Consider the following 21180-nt stretch of genomic DNA (forward strand, 5'->3'; position numbering starts at 1 on the left):
ATCCCCGGGCGTCTGCCTGCCTAAAGTCCCGGCTTTCTATGCAATGGCCCTGCGCATAACTTTTGGTCTGAACGCTTTTCTGGAACCCAAGTCGATTCTTTGTTGAAGACCACCGCGTCAGAGGGTTCATGGAACCAGGGCTCGACCTGTTCGGCCGTGCCAAGCCTCCAGGGACTTGAGGTGGATAAAAATGCACGAATAGCAGCAATAGTTTTGATAAATACGCACGAATAAGCCCGGAAAGATTGCCGTTGGGGAAATCGATGCAAAGTGTTTCCGCATTTTTGGTATGGTGCAGCACATTTTCACAGGGACTGATTGTTCATCCGCAGGAAGCGGCGTCGACCTTATTCCACGAGATGCTGTAGAAATGCCTGAACCGATACCGATCAAGGATCACGAAAAAGAAAACCGTCTGGTCAACAAGCGGCTGCTGGCCTGCGCGCTGTTTGTGATCGGCATTACCTGCGCTTTGGTAGGGCGCATGTATTTCCTGCAGGTGGTGGAATTCGACTATCACTCCACCATCTCCGAAAACAACCGGGTCCACGTCCTACCCATTACGCCTACTCGCGGTCTGATCTACGATCGCAATGGCGTAGTGCTCGCGGATAACCGGCCGAGCTACAACCTGATCATCACCCGGGAGCGCGCCTCAGACCTCAAGGGCGAACTCGACTCCATCGTCAGCCTCTTGCACCTGCCTGCCGAAGATCGGGCCTTGTTTGACAAGGCCATGAAGCAGGCTCGCCATCCTTTTGTGCCTGTGACGCTGTTCTATGAGCTGACCGAAGAGCAGATCGCCTTGCTGGCGGTCAACGAGTTCCGCCTTCCCGGGGTGGACGTTGAGCCGCAGTTCGTCCGTCATTATCCGATGGGGGCACACTTTGCCCATTCCATTGGTTACGTCGGCCGCATCAACGAGAAAGAATCCAAGGCCCTCGACTCGGTGGAATATCGCGGTACGCAGTCCATCGGCAAGACCGGTATTGAGCGTTTCTACGAGTCGGAACTGCATGGTCATGTCGGCTATGAGGAGGTCGAGACCAACGCTCAGGGCCGTGTGCTGCGAGTGCTCAAACACACCGACCCGATTCCCGGCAAAAACATCGTCCTCAGCCTGGACGTCAAGCTTCAGGAAGCCGCCGAAGAGGCCTTGGGGGACCGTCGAGGCTCAGTGGTTGCCCTTGATCCAGAGACCGGTGAAGTCTTGGCCATGGTCAGCAAGCCCAGTTTTGACCCGAACTTGTTCGTCACCGGTATCAGCTTCAAGGAATACGCCGCGCTGCATGATTCCCTTGATCGACCGCTGTTCAACCGGGTTCTGCGCGGGCTTTACGCACCAGGCTCCACCATCAAGCCCGAAGTGGCCATCGCCGGGCTCGACAGCGGTGTCGTCACCGCCCAGACCCGTGTTTTTGACCCTGGTTATTACCAGCTCCCGGACTTCGATCACAAATACCGCAACTGGAACCACAGTGGCGACGGCTGGGTGGACATGGACGCGGCGATCATGCGCTCCAACGACACCTACTTCTATGACCTGGCCCACAAACTGGGCATCGATCGCCTGCACGATTACCTGGCTGAATTCGGACTCGGCCAGAAAGTCTCCCTGGACATGTTCGAGGAGTCGGCTGGTTTGATGCCGTCTCAGGCCTGGAAGCGCGCCACTCGGCGCCAGCCCTGGTTCCCGGGGGAGACTGTGATCCTTGGCATTGGCCAGGGCTACATGCAGGTCACGCCGCTGCAACTGGCCCAGGCCACCGCGCTGATTGCCAACAAAGGTGTGTGGAACCGGCCGCACTTGGCCAAGACCATCAATGGTGTGCCACCGGTGGATGAGCATCCGATGCCCAACGTCGTCCTCAAGGACCCGCGTGGCTGGGAGCAGGTCAACCACGGCATGCAATTGGTGATGCACGATCCTCGGGGCATTGCTCGGGCCGCAGCCGCAGGCGCGCAATACCGCATTGCCGGCAAGAGCGGCACCGCGCAAGTGGTAGCGATCAAACAGGGCGAACGCTACAACCGTTTGAAGACCTCGGAGCGCAACCGAGACAATGCCTTGTTCGTCGGTTTCGCCCCGGCAGAACACCCTAGAATCGTGATCTCTGTGATGATCGAAAACGGTGAGGCGGGTGGTCGCGTGGCAGGTCCAGTCGTACGGCAAATCATGGACGCGTGGTTACTGGACCAGGAGGGCCATTTGAAGCCGCAATATGCGACCCCGAGTAAAGCACCGGGCGATCCTCACGTCTGATGCGAGAAGGCATGAACCTGTTCATGCCTTCCATTCCTCCCACTGCTCCAGCCCTTCGTACGACAGCCACGGCACATCATGGGACGTCCAGATATGGCACGTCGGCTGTTCTCCCGGATCGTCATCCAGCGTTGCCACCCGCACAATCACATGGGGCTGATGTCCCCGTTCAGCCATCAAGTGTGAGCCGCACCGCGAGCAGAAATGCCTGAGCTTGCCCGGTGAAGATTCGAAAGACGATAAAAGCTCTGCACCTTGAGTCCAGCGAAAGTGCTCGCGCATGACGCCAGCCGTGGCGACGAACGCCGTCGCATGGACTTTACGGCAACTGTGGCAATGGCAGTGGCTGATGGGCATGTCCAGGCGGTCCACCTGGTAACGCACGGCTTTGCAACAGCAACTACCATGGAGCGGTTTCAGTGGATCGTTCATGTATCAGCCTTGTCTGAATGAAAAGTGGCCAATCAATTTATCTCGCACGCCGATAGCTTCGTACCGTGATGTGGTACTGAAAGGTTGCGCATTGGTCGATGTGGCCTACTGTCAATGAAGGAGGTGACTTATGGACGTACATGATCGCATTGAACGAAAAGTCCTGCTCAAGGCCCCGCATGAACGGGTCTGGCAAGCGCTGACCGATGCCGAGCAATTTGGCAGTTGGTTCGGAATTGACCTTAAGGGAAAACAGTTTGTAGCCGGCCAGGCGATTGCAGCTCAGATCACATTCCCGGGTTACGAGCATGTTAAATGGAATGCAAGAATCGAACGGCTTGAACCGCAAAAGCTGTTCTCTTTCAGTTGGCACCCTTACGCGATAGAAGAGGGGATCGACTACGACTCGGAGACTCCGACTCTGGTGGAGTTCGCGCTAGAAGACCACACCGAAGGCACCTTGCTTCGGGTGGTCGAATCAGGTTTTCTCGCGGTCCCCCAAGCGCGCCGCGAGAAAGCCTTCAAGATGAACTCTCGTGGCTGGGATGAGCAGATGAACAACATTGAGGTTCACCTGAGGAAATCCCCTTAGCCTTCGTGAGCCGTGGTGATCTCCAGCGTATCGGTGTAGGTCACCAACACACTTTGCCCGACCTTGAGGTCTTTGAGGCCCGCACGTATTTCCGGCCTCTCGACTGTCAGCACTTTCGATAGGCCCGCTGGGTTTTCCAGGGTGACCTGGTTTTTCTTCAGGTCGATATGGGTGATCTTCAACTGCACCTGCACCTGACGGAACGCTGCGCCACCGGGGTTCGGATTATCGGCAGTCGCACGAACTATGCCGCTCTTCTCGCTGGCGTCCGGCGCGCTTGTGTCCACGTCAGTGTCCAGTACGGCGGCCACCGCATGAGTCACCAGCACCTTGACTTGATCGCCGACCTTCAAATTGTCCAAATCCTTGGCCTGGTCGCTGAGTTGCACATGCACTTGGCGACCTTCAGCGCCTTCCAGTACGACTTGGTGGTTGGCAGGATCAACGGCCAGCACCCTGGTGGTCACTTCATCGGCCTCCAGGGACCTGGACAGCGGGATATCGGCAGCATGGGCGGCAAGGCTGCCGGCGGACATGAGAATCGCCACGGCAACGGCCTGGCGCAAGGAGTGAAATGCTTTCATTGAACGGACTTCCATGTGAGAGGAGTCCTCAGTCTAGTGGCGAGTCATCGATACGCAACCTCACCCCACCAGACGAAAGCGAACCTCTGGCGCCAAACTTGATCACAACAGTATCGACAGCTGTCCGACAAGGAGAACGCCCATGTCCCGTCAAGGTCCATACCCGGGATTTATTCCGCCGTATATTCTCCATCGCTTGATAGACCATGGTTCAGAGTGGCAACGCTCCCGGGCGCTGAACACGTTGACCCATGTTCGCCAGCTGTTACCCAACCCGGGGCTTGCGTCGGTGATGGGCGCGGCGGCAGAGAAAACCGCCCCCGGCACATTGCAACGCCGTATTTACGATGCTCAACACCTGACCGTCCTGCCTGGCACCCTGACGCGGGCCGAGGGCCAACGCGCCAGTGGCGATGCGGCGGTGGACGAGGCCTATGACGCACTGGGTGCCACCCACGACTTTTTCTGGCAAGTCTACGGGCGCGACTCCATCGACAACCGAGGCCTGGCCCTCACGGGCACCGTGCATTACGGCGAAGGTTACGACAACGCCTTCTGGAATGGCGCGCAGATGGTCTTTGGTGACGGTGATGGTGAGGTGTTCCAGCGCTTCACCCGATCCCTGGATGTCGTGGCCCATGAGTTGGCACACGGGATCACCGAGAGCGAGGCGGGCCTGGTCTATCGCAACCAGTCCGGGGCCCTCAATGAATCGGTCTCTGACGTGTTCGGTATCCTGACCAAGCAATACGTCCTCAAGCAGACGGCTGAACAGGCCGACTGGCTGATCGGAGCCGATTTACTCACCGACAAGGTCAAGGGTAAGGGCCTGCGCTCGATGTCCCATCCCGGCACGGCCTATGACGACCCGGTACTGGGCAAGGACCCGCAACCGGCGCATATGCGCGACTTTGTCGTGACCCAGGATGATAACGGCGGGGTACACCTGAACTCCGGCATTCCCAACCGGGCGTTTTATCTGGCCGCCATCGCCCTGGGCGGCTCAGCCTGGGTGCAGGCAGGGCAGATCTGGTACGACACCCTGTGCGATAAACGCCTGGATAACGATGCGGATTTCCGGGCATTCGCCACACTGACCGTCGAGCACGCCGGCGAACGTTTTGGCGTCGCCCAGGGCAAGGCGGTACAGAAATCCTGGGCGGGTGTGGGTGTGGACTTGGCGTGAGGAGAATGCAATGAAAGAACTGCCACCCCTGGGCAGCGATGCCACCGTCCGGCTTTCCCGTCAGGGCGGGGTGACGGCGATGCTGAGTCGGCCCCGTGAAATCGAGTTTGCCCGGTACAATCCGGATGAGCGCGAGCAGATTTGCAGCCTGCTGAAGGGTTGCCTGCCGTTGACCTCATCCGAGCCGGGGCGGGGCGACCAGCGTTTCTATCAAATCGAAGTACGCTTTCGCCAGGATGACCGCGATGATCAGTTGATGCTCCAGGTGCCGGAAGACCGGGCACCTGGAGAACTGGTGCGGCTGTGGGACAAAGGGCTGGTGTCCTGACGTTTGCGAGACCTCAGAAACTCATCTGCCATTGCCCGACTACGGCGTGATTGCGGCTGTTGCTACCCAACTCACCGTTGTAGCCGACGCTCAGGGTATGTCGTGCAGACAAACCGACATCCAGCCCGGCTTCAACCATCAGACTATCGCGATCCAGCGCACTGCCTTCGACGTTGAATGCATCCCCTCCCACCACAAACGCTTGGCGGGTTTCGCTGTCGAGGTTGCCATACACATGTCGCCAACCGAGGCTGGCTCGCGGTGTCAGGCTGATGCCATTGTCCAGTTGGCTCAGGTGCGCCAGGCGCATGCCAAAGGTGCTGCTGAAGTTGTCCTGGGTTTGGGCATCGACCTTGAGTGACGCAATACCGCCTTTTTCGGTGAAGCTGTCGCGGTGATAGCGCTGATAACCCAGGTTGGCAAACGGCTCGATGTTGAAACGCCCGCTGCCCAAGGCATAGCCCAGTTCGGCAAATGCTTGCTGGCTGTCGGCGTCGTAATTGCCTTTTGGCTTGTCGCTGAAACCTTCGAACTCGACTGTGCGCTTGTTATCGCCGTCATGGTGACTGTAAGCAGCGCCCAGGCGCAGGGCCACCGGACCGTCCTGGCGCACGGCGTACCCACCGACGTGCCAGCTGCGCAGTTTGTTGTCGACGTTATGGCTGTCCAGGTTGGTCTTTGAATAACCACCCACGACACCCAGGCGCCAGGTTGAAGACAACGACCAATCCACCCCCAACAAGCTGCCTTGAGTCCGTTGCTGCATGCCGTCGCTGCCGTGCTGACCGTCGAGCTTGCCGTAGCTGCCAATGCCCTGCAGCCAGACGCGGCCGCGTGCGTTCGGGTCATTGAGGTTGCGTGCGCTGCTCGGTACGCCCGTGGCTGCCAGCTCCGGGGTTTGTGTCGATTCAAGCCCCACCAGCAAGCCTGCGCCGTTGCCTATCTGGCGCATGGCGGACAGCATTGATGTGCCGACCAGGGCGCTGGCCGTCAGGGTGGCACTGCTGAGGTTAGCGTTGCTGCTGCCAGCAAGGGCTTCGATGGCGGCGCTGGCGGTGGCTTCCGAGGTGTTGAGCAGGGCGTCGTTCAGCGGGTTTGGCTGCCAAAAAAACGGTGGATAGGGACCGTACATGTCATCCCGATATCTCCAACTGATTGACTCGATGCTCTGAACCGCTCGGGCGCCGTTGGCAGTGCGGGCGTACTCCATGAAGTCAATGTCGTTGCGGGTGTAACTCAGGTCTACCCTGTTGGCTTCATAGCTGAGTTTCGGGGTCAGAAAGGCGTAGTAATTGAGGTACGCTTCGTCGAAGGTTCCAGTGATGCTGCCAGCCTCAAGTATCGTGTAACGGCTATGCCACGGATAGTTATAGTCAGGTCCCGAGTTCGGTACCAAGTAAGCACCATTGAGCTTGGCATTCCCGGTCACATGGGTTGTCGCCGCGCTGCCATCTGAGTTGGTCGAAAAGTAGAAAGTGGACCCTGTGCCCATGATCAGGTTGCCGTTGACTTGCGGCGCTCCAACGGTCGTATTGGTGTTCAGTCGGCCATTGATGGTCAGGTTGGCGACTGAGCCACGGCCCTGGTATTCGCCGCCTTGGTTAACCAAAACGTTGCCAGCGATAGAGCCTTGGTTGTCCAGTAGACCGCCGTTGAACACCTGTGCGCCTTGGCTGAAGTCACCTTGGCTATTGAGTACCCAATAACCCCTACGGACCTGCAGCGATTCAAAATTACGGGTCTCGCCCAGGGTTCCATCAGGTGGGTCGGGATACCAAAAGTGTTGGTAGCCTTCCAGAATCATTGTGTTGTGTCCTGTGCCTCCGTCCACCAATCCTTCAAAACGCGCCCCATGGAGCAGCGTCAAGGTGTCATTGCCGCCTCCCAGATCAAGCGCAACACCGTTGCCGCCGCTGATCAGGCCCCCGTTGAAAACCTGATCATCAAAGTCACCGATGAACTTTGCGCCATACCCGTTCACCCCGCGAAGATCGACGAAGTTTCTCAGGGTTGTAGCACCCAACGCCGAACCATCATGGCCGTCACTGACCAGCAGGCCGTTGTCAGCCCCTGTGATTGATCCCGAGCGCGGAGTATTCCAAATGGCAGGTCCGCCATTGAAGATATAGCCGCCTGCGATGGACACGCCGTCGCTGGTGTTGGGCCGGCCGTGTTTATCCAATCCGCTGGCACCAGTACCTTGGATGATCCCTGCGTTGTTGATATAGGCAATGCCGCCAATCCGAATGCCATCACTGTCGACGTTGGTTTGCTGTCCATCGTGCCTGCCGATGATCGTGCCGTTGGCGTTGTAGACGCGACCGTCTCCCACCAAGGTGATACCTGCGCCGTTACGCCCGAGGAGGGTTCCCAGGTTGCGCAGATATTTGATCTGCTCCCCCGAGATGCCATTACGTCCGCCCGAGATCAGGCCGGAGTTCGTGATTTGAACATCCGTTGCAGAACCGATCTTGATCGCATCGAACGTATCTGCCGCGCTGCGTAAATCGCCGGTGCTGATTTCGCCGTCGTTGGTGAGGTCAACGTGCGAGCCGGTACGGATGGCGTCACCGGCATCAGCCCGAATAACCGCGCCCTTTTGGTTCTCGATAGTCGTGCGGGCGCGTTCTCCCACTACGGAACTGAAGTCCAGGGCTTGTCCGTTCAATGCCCGGATCGTGCCACTGTTCTTGAGCTTGATTTCGCTGTTGTTTTCCAGGCCTGCATTGATCCGAATGGCGTCATTCGCGCCTTGGATCAACGCACCTGCGGCGTTTTCGACGGTGTAGGATCCAGAGCCATTCTGGAAGTCGCGCGTAGCGATTGCCGCTGCGCCAGAAGAAACAATCTGGCCGTAGTTACTGACACGGCTATATGGATACCAGGACGGAGAGCTCCGGATTTCTACCGAGGTCCCGACGGTGTTAATACTGCCAGTGCTCAACACCCATAGACCTGGATCCATACCGTTACCACTGCCAATGAACTGAGCAACGGTAGTCGGTGTACGAATCGCGATTTCTGCTTGGCTGGCCTGGGAAAACCAGGCACCGGAAACGATCAATGAAATATTCAGGGCAAGACGGCGGGGCGTAAACGACATGCTGGAAGTCCTTTTCTTGTATAACGCTATCTTCCTACATAGCGCTTTGCTATTACCAGCCCACCCTGGCAATCAGGTGCGCTGGTAACAGATGCAGCCATTAGAAATCGATGGTCGCCGACAATTTCGCCACTCGCGGTTCACCCTGGCTCAAATACCCACCCAACGCCGATTCCCAATACTTCTTGTTGGCCACGTTCTCCACCGTGGCACCCAGCGTCACATCACGCTGAGCCACTTTGAAGTTGTACCGCGCACCCACGTCGAAGCGATTCCAGGTCGGCAGGCTGAGGTTGTTGGCCGCATCGGCATATTGCCCACCGGTACGCAGCATGCGGCCGTTGAGCGTTACGCCTTGCAGGCCGGGTACGTCCCAATCCACGCCAGCATTGAGCTGGAAGGTCGGTACACCGATGGCACGGTTGCCGTCGTTGGTGCCGTTTTGCGTATCCTTGAGTTCGGTATCCATCACCGTCACACCGCCCAGCAAGCGCAAGCCATCTAACGGTTCGCCAAAGATGTTGAGTTCCACGCCTTTGTTGATCTGCTTGCCTTCGCGGATATAAGTCGCCGAAGTGCCCGCCGCGTTAATCAACGAATACCCATCGCTAGGCTGCTCGATGCGGTACACACCCAACGTCGCACCGTAGGTGCCCATATCGACCTTGATACCGGCTTCCAGCTGTTTCGAACGTGCCGGTGCATAGGTCTGGTTGCCGTTCGTGACTTTGACCCCGCCGGCCGATACAGGCGATGTCGGCCCTTTGGCTAAACCTTCGATGCGGTTGGCGTAGAGGGAGATGTGGTCCCACGGTTTGAACACGATGCCGTACACCGGAGTGGTGATCGACGCGTCGTAGTTGGCAGTGCGGGTACCGGTGCCATAAGCGTAGCCCTGGACCACCATTTCCTGACGTCGTACACCTGCGGTGATCAGCAAGCGGTCATCCATGAATCCAAGGGTGTCGGACACTGCCGCGCTGCGTACGAAAGTCTTGGCGGTGATGCCTGGATCACCCAGGTCACCACCCTTGAAGCCACCCGGTTTGGGCTCCGGAATATCCGAGGGGTTGTAGATATTGCTGCGGTGTTTGGTCAGGTCAAAGTCGTAGGCGTTGCGGGCCTGGGTCCAGATACCGGTCAGCCCGAAGTTCAGCTTGTGGCTCACCGGCCCGGTCTGGAACTTGCCGTTCAGGCCGGCCATGGCGCTGGTGTTGTCTTCCTGGTGGGCGATGCGCGAGCCGGTGACGTTGGCGTTACCCAGGTTGTCGGTCAGGGTCACTGACGAGTAGCGGCCATTTTCCTTGGTGTGTTTGGCGCCGGCGGCGAGGTAGGCCGTCCAGTTGTCGTTGAGGTCGTACTCGCCGCGCAGCATGCCGAAGGTGTCTTCGATGTCGGTGGCACCCCATTGTGGCGCGTAGTTGGTATCCGCCGAGGGTACTTTGGGCACCTCGGTCGCGGTATTGAGGAACACCGAGTTACGCCCGCCATTGACCCGCTGTTTCTGGTAGACAAAATCGCCCGACAGGCGCAGTGCATCACCGCGGTAATCCAGGCCTATGGCAAACAGTTTTGAACGCTGGTTCTCATCATCGATACCCGTATCGCCTTCACGCTGGGACAGGTTCACCCGCGCCCCAAACCGATTGTCTTCACCAAAGCGCTGGCCGATATCCAGGTGCTCGCCCACGCGGCCATCACTGCTGATATCGGTACTGAAACGGCGCAACGGCACATCATCGGCGCGCTTGGGTTGCAGGTTCACGCCGCCGCCGATACCGGAACCAGTGGGTGTTACGCCGTTGATAAAGGCGTTGGGCCCCTTGAACACTTCAACCCGCTCCAGAGCGTCGGTGGACATGATCTGGCGCGGCAGGATGCCGTACAGGCCGTTATAGGAAATGTCATCACCGTTGAGGGGCAAGCCTCGGATCACAAAGACCTGGGCCTGGTTGGCATAGCCCGAGGCCTGGCGCACGGACGAGTCGTTGAGCAACACGTCGCCGACGGTTTCGGCTTGCTGGTCGCGTATCAGTTTCTCGGTGTAGGAAGACATGCTGAACGGCACATCCATGATGTCCTGATTACCCAGCACCCCCAACTGCCCACCGCGAGCCACCTGGCCGCCGGCATACACCGGGGGCAGGGCATTGGCGGTGATGGCTGGCGCACTGATGCTGGTGGCGCCCAACTCCAGTGTATTGCTGTCCTGGCTGTTGTTCGCATCCTGCACAGTGGCAGCGTGCGCGGCGAAGCTCAGGGAGCAGCAAAGGGCGAGCAGGGTGGGGCGAAACGGCGCAGCGAGTCGGGCGGGAGTGGGCATGGTCGATCCTGACGGCGTACCGTCAATGTGAGGAAAAGGGGCAACAACGTTGCGCTTCCCCACTGCGCGAATACGACTCCGATGCGGATGATAATAATTACTATTAATGTCTTGCAACATTTTTGTCGGATTGCTGTCCGCATGCGCGCAGGAAATTTCCGTTAACGTGCCGCGTTTGGTGGGATGCCGAGTAGAATCACGCCCTGAAAGCGATTCTTGAGGTGCGGTACGGTGGATTTACAGCAGGGTTTTGTCCTGACCCGGCATTGGCGCGATACCCCGGCGGGGACCGAGGTCAGTTTCTGGCTGGCCACCGATCAGGGCCCACGCTATATCCGCCTACCTGTGCAGCCTTCGGTGATGTTTATCCCGGCTGCCCACCGCAAGCCCACCGAGCTGCTGCTCAAGGGTGAGCGCGACGTTGAACTGCGCCCCCTTGAACTGTGCGACTTCCATCACCGTCCGGTGTTGGGTCTCTACACTCGTCAGCATCGACAATTGATGGACCTGGAAAAGCGCCTGCGTAAAGCCGGTGTCGACGTCTACGAAGGCGATGTGCGCCCACCCGAACGCTACATGATGGAACGCTTTATCACCGCCCCGGTGTGGTTTGGTGGTACGCCAGGCGAAGGTGGAATGCTGCTGGACGCGCAGATGAAACCCGCGCCCGATTATCGGCCACCGCTGAAACTGGTGTCCCTGGACATCGAGACCACCGCCCAAGGTGACTTGTATTCCATTGCCCTGGAAGGCTGCGGTGAGCGCCAGGTGTACATGCTCGGCCCGCCCAACAGAACTGACGCGGTGGACTTCAAACTCGACTACTGCGACACCCGCGCGCAACTGCTCGAATGCCTGAACCAGTGGCTGGCCACCCATGATCCGGATGCGATCATCGGCTGGAACCTGGTGCAGTTCGACCTGCGCGTCCTCCACGAACATGCGCAGCGCTTGAAGGTGCCGCTACTGCTCGGGCGTGGTGGCGACGTCATGGGTTGGCGCGAACACGGCAGTCGCAACCACTATTTCGCTGCCGCAGCAGGGCGGCTGATCATAGACGGCATCGAGGCCCTGCGTTCGGCCACCTGGACCTTTGAATCCTTCAGCCTGGAAAACGTCGCCCAGACCTTGCTCGGCGAAGGCAAGTCCATCTCCACCCCATACCAGCGCATGGACGAAATCAACCGCATGTTCGCCGAGGACAAGCCTGCACTGGCGCGCTACAACCTCAAGGACTGCGAGCTGGTGACGCGGATTTTTGCCAAGACCGACCTGCTCAAGTTCCTCCTGGAGCGAGCCAGCGTCACCGGGTTGCCGGCGGACCGCAACGGCGGCTCGGTGGCGGCCTTCACGCACCTGTACATGCCGCTGATGCATCGCCAGGGCTTTGTTGCACCGAACCTCGGCGACAAGCCACCCCAGGCCAGCCCCGGCGGATTTGTGATGGATTCGCGGCCCGGCCTCTATGAGTCGGTGCTGGTGCTGGACTATAAAAGCCTCTACCCGTCGATCATCCGCAGCTTCCTGATCGACCCGGTGGGCCTGATCGAAGGCTTGCGCCACCCTGACGACAGCGAGTCGGTGGAAGGCTTTCGTGGTGCGCGGTTTTCTCGCACCCGGCATTGCCTGCCGTCGATTGTGGCGCGGGTGTCAGAAGGGCGTGAAGTGGCCAAGCGCGAACACAACGCGCCGCTGTCCCAGGCCCTGAAGATCATCATGAACGCCTTCTACGGCGTGCTCGGCTCCAGCGGTTGTCGATTTTTCGACACGCGCCTGGCGTCGTCCATCACCTTGCGCGGCCATCAGATCATGCGTCAGACCCGCGAACTGGTTGAAGCCAAGGGTTATGAAGTGATCTACGGTGACACCGACTCCACCTTCGTCTGGCTTGGCAGCGCCCATTCCCAGGAGGACGCCACGCGCATCGGCCTGGACCTGGTGCAGCACGTCAACCAGTGGTGGCGCGAGCGCCTGCTTAATGAGTTCGGTTTGCACAGCGCCCTGGAACTGCAATACGAAACCCACTTCAGCCGCTTCCTGATGCCCACCATTCGTGGCGCGGAGGAGGGCAGCAAGAAGCGCTATGCCGGTCTGGTCACTCGTGCCGACGGCAGCGAGGAAATGATCTACAAGGGCCTGGAAACCGTGCGCAGCGACTGGTCGCCCCTGGCACGGCAATTTCAGCAGGAGCTCTACCAGCGAATCTTTCACCGCCAGCCCCACCAGGATTATGTGCGCGACTATGTGCGCCGCACCCTGAGCGGTGAGTTCGATGAGTTGCTGATCTACCGCAAGCGCCTGCGCCGGCAGTTGGGCGACTACGAGCGCAACGTCCCGCCTCACGTGCGCGCCGCGCGGCTGGCGGATGAATACAATGACCGCCAGGGACGCCCGCGCCAGTACCAGAATGGTGGCTGGATCCGCTACGTGATCACCGTCAACGGTCCCGAACCTTTGGAAGTGCGCCAGGCGCCGATTGATTATGATCACTACGTCACCCGGCAATTGCAGCCTGTGGCTGATGCTATTTTGCCGTTTGTGAATGATGACTTCACCACCTTGGTCGGTGGCCAGATGGGGCTGTTCTGAAAGACTTGCATTGAGGTTCAGAGAGTCTGCAATCTTCGTCTCTGACCACCACCACACGGCGCCACCACCCCATGACCGACATCACGCTGACCGGTACCACGGTCGAACTCCAGCCCCTGCAACGAGAACACTCGGCGGCCTTGCTGCACGCCGCTGCCGATGGGCAACTGTGGAACCTCAAGGTGACCAACGTCCCCGGCCCCGATACCGTTGAACAGTACATTGATGTTGCCTTGGCCGGGCGAGATGCGGGCACGGTGATACCGTTCACTATCGTACGTCGCGACACGGGCCAAGTGGTGGGCAGTACACGGTTCTGGAAGGTCGACCGGGTCAACCGAAAGCTGGAGATTGGTCACACCTGGCTCAGCGAGTCGATGCAGAAGACCGGGATCAACACGCAAGCCAAGCTCCTGCTGCTGACCTACGCTTTCGAGGTGATGAATTGCGTTCGGGTGCAGTTCACCACTGACGAACTGAACGAGAAATCCCGGGCGGCGATTCTACGGATTGGCGCTACCCAGGAAGGTATCGTCCGCCATGAGCGGATCATGCCCGACGGCCGCAAGCGCAATTCGGTGCGCTTCAGCATCATCGATTCGGAATGGCCGCAGGTGAAGGCCATGTTGCAGAAAAAGCTATCTTGCTGATCCCCGTAGCAGCTGTCGAGGCTGCGTTAAGCCAGGTTCAGCGCAAGGCTGTCCCAGCTTCATGGCTCAGCTCCTCCACCAACTCATCCATCCGGTCCGCAATCTTCGGCGTAGTCGACAGCACAAAGCTCTTCTGCGTGCCGACGTAGGTCTCGACGAGATACAGCGTATCGCCCACATCCAGCCCCAGTTCCTGCAAGGTTTCATCCGGCAGGCGAATGGCGCCGTCGCCGTCCCAGTCTTCGATGGTGACTTGTTTGCTGTGCATGTTGGGCTCCCGCTAAGCGATTGAACGTCCTAGCCTAACACCTCGACTCCCTGCCAGGAGGCTCAATGGCCTGTACAGCGCATCGGGTGACCCGAACGCCTTGGCAATCAAAAGAAACAATGAGCCCTGACGTGCCCCAACCCCTTGCGTCACGGGCATCCTGACCTACGCTTTCTGAAAGTTTCGTAGGAATCATCCTTGAATTTGACTGTCGCAGACATGAAACTCAAGAACCCTGCATGGAATTCAAAGGAGGTGCGCATGCTCATCCGGTCGCTGACCCTGGCTACCTTGGTGGCTTTTACGGGGCCGCTGTTGGCTGCCGATGATATCAACCCGCTCAAGCAGGATGTGGGTAAAGCCCGTCCGCTGGTGGTCGTCGAGCTTGATTCCGGTAACCCTGCATTGGCCACGCTCAGGAAAGCCCTGGACGAGCCTGCCAACAAGCAGTCCTTCGAGGACCGCAATATGGTGCTCTACACCGTGTCCTTCACGAGCATCGGTGCCGAAGGTGAGAAAATCGCCAAGGACCCGAAGGACAACAAGAAACTCGCCCCCCCTGAAACCAACGCACTGATCCGCGCACTCAAGTTGGGAGCCGGCAGCGGTACCAAAGTGATCTTGATGGGCAAGGACGGCGAGAAAAAGCTCGAAAAGACTACGCCTCCGGACACCATCAACCTGGCAGATTTCTTCAGTGCCGTCGACCAGATGCCCCAGGCTGAGAAAGACTTGGCTCCACCGGCTGTAGCAGAGCCCGCTGCGCCCCCAGCCGGCAAGGCGGGTGCCAAGGCAGGCAAGGCAAGCAAATCGGCAGCGCCTCAACAGCTGGATGATTGAGCACTGATGACACGCGTCAAGGCCTCCTTCTAAAGCGCTATCTGTCACCACTGCCGAGGTGTTCGGCGGTGGTGGCAAGCCTCACTGTTTCCACGGTTTCAACCACCACCCCAAGCCTCCCAGCACCAGCGCCCCGGCCAAGGTACTCAACCCCAACTGCCAGCCATCGTTGTGCAGCGGGTGCAGCACCAGCGCCGCGAAGCCCAGCAATACCACGCTCAGCAACCATTGCAACGGCCAGCCCAGTTGTCCAAGCAACTGTTGGCGCTGCATCAGCAGCAGGTTGGTGACGATAACCCCGCCCAACGCTGCCAAGGCGATACCCGGCAGGCCGAGGAAGAATGGCAATAGCACCAACAGCGCGGCGTTGATCACGCTGCCCAGCAGTTCGCAGCGCAAGGGCAGGCGTGTGTCGCCGCTGGCGTAGGCGTAACGCGCGAGCATGGCGTTCCAGGCACCGAACACTAACGGTGTGGCGAACCAGCCGAGCAGGGCGGGCAGGGGGCCGTCGGCACTTTGCGCCGGCATCAGCAGATGAATCAATACCGGGCTGGCGCCGATCAGGCCGAGGGCCGCAGGCAGGCTCAGCAGGGTGGCGGCGTCCAGGCCTCGGCGCAGCAGGGCCAGGCGTTGTTGACCTTGCTCGCCGCTCATCAAGCCCAGCAAAACCTGGTTGAGGCTCATCAGCGCAATCAACGGCAAGTTGATCAGCTTGCGTGCCAGGTTGACCCAGGTGACCGCACCTTCTCCCAGGTAACTGGCGATCAGCCGCTCGAGCAACGCCAGGCCCTGACTGGCGACGTTACTGGCCAATAACGGACCGATGCGTGCGAGCAATTCGCGCCCGGCCAGTGTGTCGCCCTTGACCTGCCAGGGGCGCCAGCCGAAGGACCAGACCGGCACCAGCAGCGGTAAGCACATCAGCACGCTACCGGCAAAGAAGCTCATCGCCAGTTCGGCGCTGTCGCTGGAGGCGCCACGAATAAACAGGTACAGCACTGGCGGCAGGTTGAACAACAGCGAACCTAATCCCGGCAGCACAAAGCGCTGGCGAGCCTGCAACGGAATACTGAACAAGCCGTGCATCACCAACCCTGGCGCGCACGCGGCGAGCCAGCGCAGGTTTTCAGTGGCCTGGGCCTGGGCGGCGGCATCCAGGCCGGGACCGATCAGCCGTACCCACAGCGGTGCACCTAGCGCCAGCAGCCCATAGAGCGCCAGCCCCACGCCAAGCAGGCGTGGCGACAGGCTGGCCAACCACGCCTGTTGGCGTTGTGGGTCGCGTTGTTGATAAAGGGGCAGGGCAGCGGCCGCGAGCAGGCCCGCGGCCAGGGTCATGCGCAGGGCTTCGGGCAGAAACACGGCGACCAGAAACCCGTCGCTGCGGCTGCCCGCGCCCCACGCCGCCACCAGCAGCCATTCGCGGGCAAAGCCGGCCACCAGCCCGGCGAGCGTCGCCACGGTCAGCCACAGCGTGCTGCCAAACATTAATGAAACAGGGTGAACAGGCCTTTGCCACCCACCTTGTAAGTCAGGTCGTGAGTACGCTCGCCCATGATCTTGGCGCCACTGCCGCCAACAATTTTGTAAGGGGCGACGTTTTTACCGATCACCGTATTGGCCGTGACCACCGAACCGCGCCCTAGCCGTGTGCCGAAGCCAATCAGCGCACGGGTGCCGATCCACACATAATCCTCAATGTAAATCGGCCCGGAAATCGACCAGAACTCCGGCGCCTGCAAGTCATGGCTGCCGGCGATGATCAGCACATGGGAGGCAATCGCCACATGGTCGCCGATCACCAGGCCGGCGCGGGCATCCACCACGCAGTGCCAGCCGACCACTGTATCTTCACCGATGATCAGGTTATGCATGCCCAGTACTTCGGTATTGCGCCAGAGGCTCGAGCCTTTGCCGATTTTTGCACCACCAAGACGCAACCAGGCCAGGCGCACATGATGACTGGGAATCTTGTTGATCACGATGTTGTAGGCCATATCCCAGGCATTGCGCCAACGGTCCTTGAGGGTGATCCAGTTTTTGCCATACATCGGAACCAGGTCCGACGGAATGTCCTGCTTCAAACGATGGTACAGCCGGCGTGCCACGGGCTGTTCGATACGCTTTTCGATGTCGATGGAGCTTATCCAGAAGCGTTTTCCCTCGCCTGCGCCATCTTCGAAAATCACCTCGTTGGCCAGGCTCCAGGCCAGGGCCTGTTGCAAGTCTTCCAGGCTTACACCCATTTCGTTGGCCAAGCCGGGCAGTCTGTCAGGCAGATCGCTAGAGTGCAGAATCCGGTGTTTCATCGTGGGTTTTCCTCGGGCGCTGATGCCGTAACGGTGGGGCGCAGACGAACCTGTTGCAGACTCATGCCCATCAACAGCCAAAACAGCGCGATCAATACAAAGGTGAAGCTGAAATAGTGGTCGAAAATCCCGGTCAACAACGCCGCCAGTACGCCACATACGCAGCCCAGCCAAAGCGCATTGTCAGCCGTGATCTTACGCACTGGACCCAGGGGCCGCACTTCACGCCACCACAGCACGGTGACGGTTATAAACAGCAGCATCCCCGGAATGCCGATCTTATAAATGAAGTTCAGCCACAGGTTGGAGATCCCCAGCAGGCCGCTACCCGGAACCGGAGGGTCGATCTTGAAGCCGATACCTAGCGGGTAGCGCGCCATGGCTTCGGGGAATCTGGCGTATTCATCAAAGCGAATCTCGGTACTGGCGTTATTGGTTGAAAACATCGTCATCAAGCGGTCTTGCAGAGGGGGATAGAACATCACCAACGCCACGGCAAGGGCCGCACCGATACCGATGATTTTCCCGCTGTTAGGCACGCGCTTGTAGGTCAGCCAGATCAGGATCAGTGCCAGCGCCACAATTGCCCCACGGGAAATACTCAGCAGCAACCCGGCACAACCCAGCACCGCCACCGACAGACCCAGGGCACGTCGCCATCCGGCGCGGGTCCACCCGTAAAACAGCGCCAGCGGGATAAACAACACCAACACACCGCCGGTAAGGTTCGGGTGGACCCAGGGAGACGCCATGCGCTGGTAGTTGGCGGAGAAAATGTCTTTCACCGCTTCCGGGTGGGCGTACTTGAGGTCGGTGAGAACCTGGATCATCGACATTGCATTGCGGGTCTTGAGGAACATGAGGATCGACAACAGCAGCATCGCCAGGTTACCCAGCAGCAAGGCGATGACCACCTTGTCTCGGTCGGCGTCGGTGCGCAGCAGCAGCGGCACGATAAACAGCAACGACAGGTTCATCAGCCAGCGCACCCAGTTGACCGGCCCGCTGCCTTCGGCGTGGATGATCATCATGCCCCAGATAAACGGAATGGTGCTGAACAGCATCAGCCACATCAACGCGCGCTCGGTCGGGCGCCAAAGTACAAGGCCCCGCGTTTTGCCGATAAAGGATTGCCAGAAAACTCCGACCCAGGTCAGCCCCAACACCGCCTCGCTGATGGTGGTGCGCACACCCAGTTGCAGCGTGGTGTAGGGAATACTGGTGGCCAATACGGCAAAGATCAGCAACCCCCACAGCGGCTTGCGAACCAGTGTCAATGCGACGGCAAGGCCGGCGACGCCCAGAAAGACCTTCATTGACGGCAGTACCAGCAGCAAGCCCCCGAAGGCCAGGCCCAGGAGCAGGCTAACGAGTTTTCCTGGCGGCATTAGCGGTTCAACTCCTTGATCAGAGCATTCAGATGCAAGCGATAGGCCGGTTCGGCAAATTGCCTGGCCCACGTGCGTCGCGCTTCGGGGTCGGTCGTGTCCGTGTGCCCTGCCAAAGACAGCATGACCGCTTGCAGTTGCCCTGCATCATGGGGATCAAAACGCGGCGCATCAGGCGGTGCGACTTCGTCCAGAGCCGAGCCCCATGCGACCGCTACCGGTGTCCCGACGCTCAGCGCTTCCACCACTGGCAGGCCAAAACCTTCGGCAAAGGAAGGCTGCCACAGGCACACGGCGTTGCGGTAGAGCGCCTGTAACTGACCATCGGATATGCCACTGCACCAATGCAAGCCGGCCAGGCCTGCGAGCGGGGCGGGCACGTCATCGGCGTGGCCTACTAGCACCAGGTCCGGCACATCCGGGTTTTTGGCGCGGCAGGCCTGCCACTGACGGAGGAAAAACTCCATGTTCTTGCGCGGCTCTCGTGTCCCGACCACCAGCCAATAGCGCGACGGCAAGTCAGCAGGTAGCGGTTCGGGTGCCTCGCTGAACTCAGGCACCAGATTATTCAGCACCCGGAACTTGGAGCGGGCCCAGGGAAACAGACGCGTCGCTTCGTTGCAGGAAAACCGTGATGGGCACCACACTTGGTCGGCCCGCCACACTGACCAGGCGATCGATGCGCCGTCGATCAAACGGTAGGCGAGGGCCTTTAACTTCGAACGATGGAAATTGCGTTGGGTCAGTTGAAACAGGTCATGGAGGATCAGTACGTAGCGAGTGCCTGCGGGTTTACGGCCCAGGGGCAAACCCATATTAGCGGTGGCGATATACAGATCGATACGTTGCTGGTGGAGTGCCTGTGGCAAGAATCTACGTTCAAAACGCAGCCGCACCTGCGGCCGTTGCAGGCCGTCAAGAGGGCTGGCCCAGGGTGGGCAAATTGTCGTCTCACGCTGGGGATGATCCAACGGTGCCTCACTGAACAACACCACCTCGATGTCGTCGCCCTGGCGCAGCGCTTGCTCCAGAGCCTTGACCTGGCGGGCGATACCCGACGAAGGCGCGACCGTGACGGGACGGTAATCCAAGGCTACGCGCATGCGGGATGCTCCTGATGGGGGGGCAAGGTGCAGTAGATTTGCTCCAACTCGTTACCGGCTACCGCCCAGTCGTGGAAATTGCGCGCGTACTCGCGGGCCGCGTCGGCCAGCTGTCGAGCCAGAACGGGTTGGTCCAGCAGCCGGACGATGGCGTCGGCCAAGGCCTCAGTGCTTTCGCCCCTCAGGTAATGATGGTCGGCACGGATCGCTAGCCCCGATGCGCCTTGGGCCGTGCTGACCAAAGGCAGCCCGGCAGCCATGGCTTCCAACACCTTGAGTTTGGAGCCGCCGCCATGGCGCAACGCTGCGACGAAACCCGCGCAGCGGCGTTGCAGCACCGTCAAGTCGGGGACAAACCCCAGCCATTCGACGCGCTCGTCCGGCCAACGACTGCGCCACTCTTCGGGCAAACCATAGCCGACGATGGCCAAGCGGGCGTCCGGGCGCTGCAGCCAGACACGGGGAAAAATGTCATCGAGCAGCCATTGCACGGCATCCAGGTTTGGCGCGTATTCATAGTTACCGACAAACAACAGGCGCAGGCTGTGTGGGTCGTTGGTCACTTCGGCGAAGCTGCGGCTGTCAACACCGTTGACCACTACGCTGACCGGCGTCGATGTGAGTTGGCCCATGGCCTGGGCATCGGCCTGGGTCACGGCAATGACGTGGCGGGCGGCGGCGAATACCTTGCGTTCCCACTGACGGCATCGCCATTGGTCGTAGCGTACAAACGGGCCGGCCCAGGCCGGGAAGCGATCATAGGTGGCGCCTCCCAGGCTCGACTCCAGGTTGTGTTCGGTGAGGATGAAATCCCTGGCTTGCTCCTGCAATGTCTTGAGGAGCGGTTGCAGGCTGTAGCTGTGTTCTACCTGAATCACGTCCCAGGGTTGTGTCAACAGTTCAGCAAATTGATCACTCAGCGGCGTTGACAGGCCGTTGACCGTGGTCAGCAGTGGCCAGGGCGCAAATAGGCCGCCGAGCAGGGTCATGGGGTGTTTCAGCGGGCGGCGAGGGACCACGATCAGCCGCTCCAACATGGGTTCAAGGGCCTCGCGCACCGCCGCATCGGCTTCGGTTTTTGATTGCACCAGCAGGGTGATGCGGTGCCCGCGCTCACTCAAGGTGCGCAGCAAATGGTATTGCCGGGTCTTGCCGCCGCTGGTCATGGGCCACGGCAGATAGGGCACAATCCACAGGATTCTCACGTGCATCTCTCCATGCC

General features: G+C 59.7%; 17 protein-coding genes. 7 read left to right on the forward strand and 10 right to left on the reverse strand.

The annotated features are described in order from the left end of the window. Window positions 1-370: 370 nt before the first annotated feature. Entirely contained in the window at window positions 371-2263 is a 1893-nt protein-coding gene (mrdA, locus tag GNF76_RS25010; RefSeq protein WP_155585757.1) for a penicillin-binding protein 2, read from the forward strand. 21 nt (window positions 2264-2284) lie between these two features. Here the strand turns inward: mrdA and GNF76_RS25015 are convergent, their stop codons facing one another. Further along, window positions 2285-2695, reverse strand: a complete 411-nt coding sequence (locus GNF76_RS25015) for a GFA family protein (protein ID WP_155585758.1) — start codon at window positions 2693-2695, stop codon at window positions 2285-2287. A 130-nt stretch (window positions 2696-2825) separates the two neighbouring features. On the opposite strand from GNF76_RS25015, the gene GNF76_RS25020 reads away from it, so the two are divergent. Then, window positions 2826-3287: an SRPBCC family protein gene (locus GNF76_RS25020; protein WP_155585759.1), complete on the forward strand. Its 462-nt coding sequence runs from the start codon at window positions 2826-2828 to the stop codon at window positions 3285-3287. Here GNF76_RS25020 and GNF76_RS25025 read toward each other — a convergent pair. Continuing rightward, window positions 3284-3871, reverse strand: coding sequence for a hypothetical protein (locus tag GNF76_RS25025; protein WP_155585760.1), 588 nt, complete (start codon window positions 3869-3871; stop codon window positions 3284-3286). The genes GNF76_RS25020 and GNF76_RS25025 overlap by 4 nt on opposite strands. Window positions 3872-4013: 142 nt before the next feature. Here GNF76_RS25025 and GNF76_RS25030 point away from each other — a divergent pair, with 142 nt between their 5' ends. Both GNF76_RS25030 and GNF76_RS25035 read left to right on the forward strand, forming a co-directional pair. After that, window positions 4014-5057 (forward strand): M4 family metallopeptidase, encoded by a 1044-nt coding sequence (locus tag GNF76_RS25030; RefSeq protein WP_155585761.1) that lies wholly within the window; start codon window positions 4014-4016, stop codon window positions 5055-5057. A gap of 10 nt (window positions 5058-5067) precedes the next feature. Then, window positions 5068-5385 (forward strand): protealysin inhibitor emfourin, encoded by a 318-nt coding sequence (locus GNF76_RS25035; protein ID WP_155585762.1) that lies wholly within the window; start codon window positions 5068-5070, stop codon window positions 5383-5385. Window positions 5386-5398: 13 nt separating this feature from the next. Here GNF76_RS25035 and GNF76_RS25040 read toward each other — a convergent pair whose 3' ends face one another. Next, on the reverse strand, window positions 5399-8488 hold the full coding sequence (locus tag GNF76_RS25040; protein WP_155585763.1) for an autotransporter family protein: 3090 nt from the start codon (window positions 8486-8488) through the stop codon (window positions 5399-5401). 100 nt (window positions 8489-8588) lie between these two features. Continuing rightward, window positions 8589-10811: a TonB-dependent receptor gene (locus GNF76_RS25045; RefSeq protein WP_155585764.1), complete on the reverse strand. Its 2223-nt coding sequence runs from the start codon at window positions 10809-10811 to the stop codon at window positions 8589-8591. A 231-nt stretch (window positions 10812-11042) separates the two neighbouring features. Between GNF76_RS25045 and GNF76_RS25050 the strand changes: the two genes are divergently transcribed. Together GNF76_RS25050 and GNF76_RS25055 are read left to right on the forward strand one after the other, a co-directional pair. After that, window positions 11043-13400, forward strand: coding sequence for a DNA polymerase II (locus tag GNF76_RS25050; RefSeq protein WP_178123566.1), 2358 nt, complete (start codon window positions 11043-11045; stop codon window positions 13398-13400). Between the two features lie 71 nt (window positions 13401-13471). After that, window positions 13472-14050 carry a GNAT family N-acetyltransferase gene (locus tag GNF76_RS25055; protein WP_155585766.1) on the forward strand — a complete coding sequence of 193 codons (579 nt, stop codon included), beginning with the start codon at window positions 13472-13474 and terminating at the stop codon, window positions 14048-14050. A gap of 37 nt (window positions 14051-14087) precedes the next feature. On the opposite strand, the gene GNF76_RS25060 is transcribed toward GNF76_RS25055, so the two are convergent. Next, on the reverse strand, window positions 14088-14318 hold the full coding sequence (locus GNF76_RS25060; protein WP_155585767.1) for an AbrB/MazE/SpoVT family DNA-binding domain-containing protein: 231 nt from the start codon (window positions 14316-14318) through the stop codon (window positions 14088-14090). 261 nt (window positions 14319-14579) lie between these two features. Here GNF76_RS25060 and GNF76_RS25065 point away from each other — a divergent pair, with 261 nt between their 5' ends. Then, on the forward strand, window positions 14580-15158 hold the full coding sequence (locus GNF76_RS25065) for a DUF4174 domain-containing protein (RefSeq protein ID WP_155585768.1): 579 nt from the start codon (window positions 14580-14582) through the stop codon (window positions 15156-15158). Between the two features lie 81 nt (window positions 15159-15239). Here the strand turns inward: GNF76_RS25065 and GNF76_RS25070 are convergent, their stop codons facing one another. The 5 genes from GNF76_RS25070 to GNF76_RS25090 are packed head-to-tail and all read right to left on the reverse strand — an operon-like array spanning window position 15240 to window position 21163. After that, window positions 15240-16646 carry a lipid II flippase MurJ gene (locus tag GNF76_RS25070; protein WP_155585769.1) on the reverse strand — a complete coding sequence of 469 codons (1407 nt, stop codon included), beginning with the start codon at window positions 16644-16646 and terminating at the stop codon, window positions 15240-15242. After that, window positions 16646-17467: an acyltransferase gene (locus GNF76_RS25075; RefSeq protein WP_155585770.1), complete on the reverse strand. Its 822-nt coding sequence runs from the start codon at window positions 17465-17467 to the stop codon at window positions 16646-16648. Before GNF76_RS25075 ends, GNF76_RS25070 begins: the two co-directional genes overlap by 1 nt. Beyond that, window positions 17464-18855: an O-antigen ligase family protein gene (locus tag GNF76_RS25080; RefSeq protein WP_155585771.1), complete on the reverse strand. Its 1392-nt coding sequence runs from the start codon at window positions 18853-18855 to the stop codon at window positions 17464-17466. The genes GNF76_RS25075 and GNF76_RS25080 overlap by 4 nt, the downstream gene beginning before the upstream one ends. Then, window positions 18855-19958, reverse strand: a complete 1104-nt coding sequence (locus GNF76_RS25085) for a glycosyltransferase family 4 protein (RefSeq protein WP_155585772.1) — start codon at window positions 19956-19958, stop codon at window positions 18855-18857. The genes GNF76_RS25080 and GNF76_RS25085 overlap by 1 nt, the downstream gene beginning before the upstream one ends. After that, on the reverse strand, window positions 19949-21163 hold the full coding sequence (locus GNF76_RS25090; RefSeq protein ID WP_178123568.1) for a glycosyltransferase: 1215 nt from the start codon (window positions 21161-21163) through the stop codon (window positions 19949-19951). Before GNF76_RS25090 ends, GNF76_RS25085 begins: the two co-directional genes overlap by 10 nt. Between the last annotated feature and the right edge of the window lie 17 nt (window positions 21164-21180).

The organism is Pseudomonas spelaei, assembly GCF_009724245.1.
GTDB classification, from domain to species: Bacteria; Pseudomonadota; Gammaproteobacteria; order Pseudomonadales; family Pseudomonadaceae; genus Aquipseudomonas; species Aquipseudomonas spelaei.

Coding starts and splice junctions, on each gene's coding strand:
- mrdA (WP_155585757.1), top strand. CDS start 371: ATGCCTGAACCGATACCGATCAAGGATCACGAAAAAGAAAACCGTCTG.
- GNF76_RS25015 (WP_155585758.1), bottom strand. CDS start 2,695: ATGAACGATCCACTGAAACCGCTCCATGGTAGTTGCTGTTGCAAAGCC.
- GNF76_RS25020 (WP_155585759.1), top strand. CDS start 2,826: ATGGACGTACATGATCGCATTGAACGAAAAGTCCTGCTCAAGGCCCCG.
- GNF76_RS25025 (WP_155585760.1), bottom strand. CDS start 3,871: ATGAAAGCATTTCACTCCTTGCGCCAGGCCGTTGCCGTGGCGATTCTC.
- GNF76_RS25030 (WP_155585761.1), top strand. CDS start 4,014: ATGTCCCGTCAAGGTCCATACCCGGGATTTATTCCGCCGTATATTCTC.
- GNF76_RS25035 (WP_155585762.1), top strand. CDS start 5,068: ATGAAAGAACTGCCACCCCTGGGCAGCGATGCCACCGTCCGGCTTTCC.
- GNF76_RS25040 (WP_155585763.1), bottom strand. CDS start 8,488: ATGTCGTTTACGCCCCGCCGTCTTGCCCTGAATATTTCATTGATCGTT.
- GNF76_RS25045 (WP_155585764.1), bottom strand. CDS start 10,811: ATGCCCACTCCCGCCCGACTCGCTGCGCCGTTTCGCCCCACCCTGCTC.
- GNF76_RS25055 (WP_155585766.1), top strand. CDS start 13,472: ATGACCGACATCACGCTGACCGGTACCACGGTCGAACTCCAGCCCCTG.
- GNF76_RS25060 (WP_155585767.1), bottom strand. CDS start 14,318: ATGCACAGCAAACAAGTCACCATCGAAGACTGGGACGGCGACGGCGCC.
- GNF76_RS25065 (WP_155585768.1), top strand. CDS start 14,580: ATGCTCATCCGGTCGCTGACCCTGGCTACCTTGGTGGCTTTTACGGGG.
- GNF76_RS25070 (WP_155585769.1), bottom strand. CDS start 16,646: ATGTTTGGCAGCACGCTGTGGCTGACCGTGGCGACGCTCGCCGGGCTG.
- GNF76_RS25075 (WP_155585770.1), bottom strand. CDS start 17,467: ATGAAACACCGGATTCTGCACTCTAGCGATCTGCCTGACAGACTGCCC.
- GNF76_RS25080 (WP_155585771.1), bottom strand. CDS start 18,855: ATGCCGCCAGGAAAACTCGTTAGCCTGCTCCTGGGCCTGGCCTTCGGG.
- GNF76_RS25085 (WP_155585772.1), bottom strand. CDS start 19,958: ATGCGCGTAGCCTTGGATTACCGTCCCGTCACGGTCGCGCCTTCGTCG.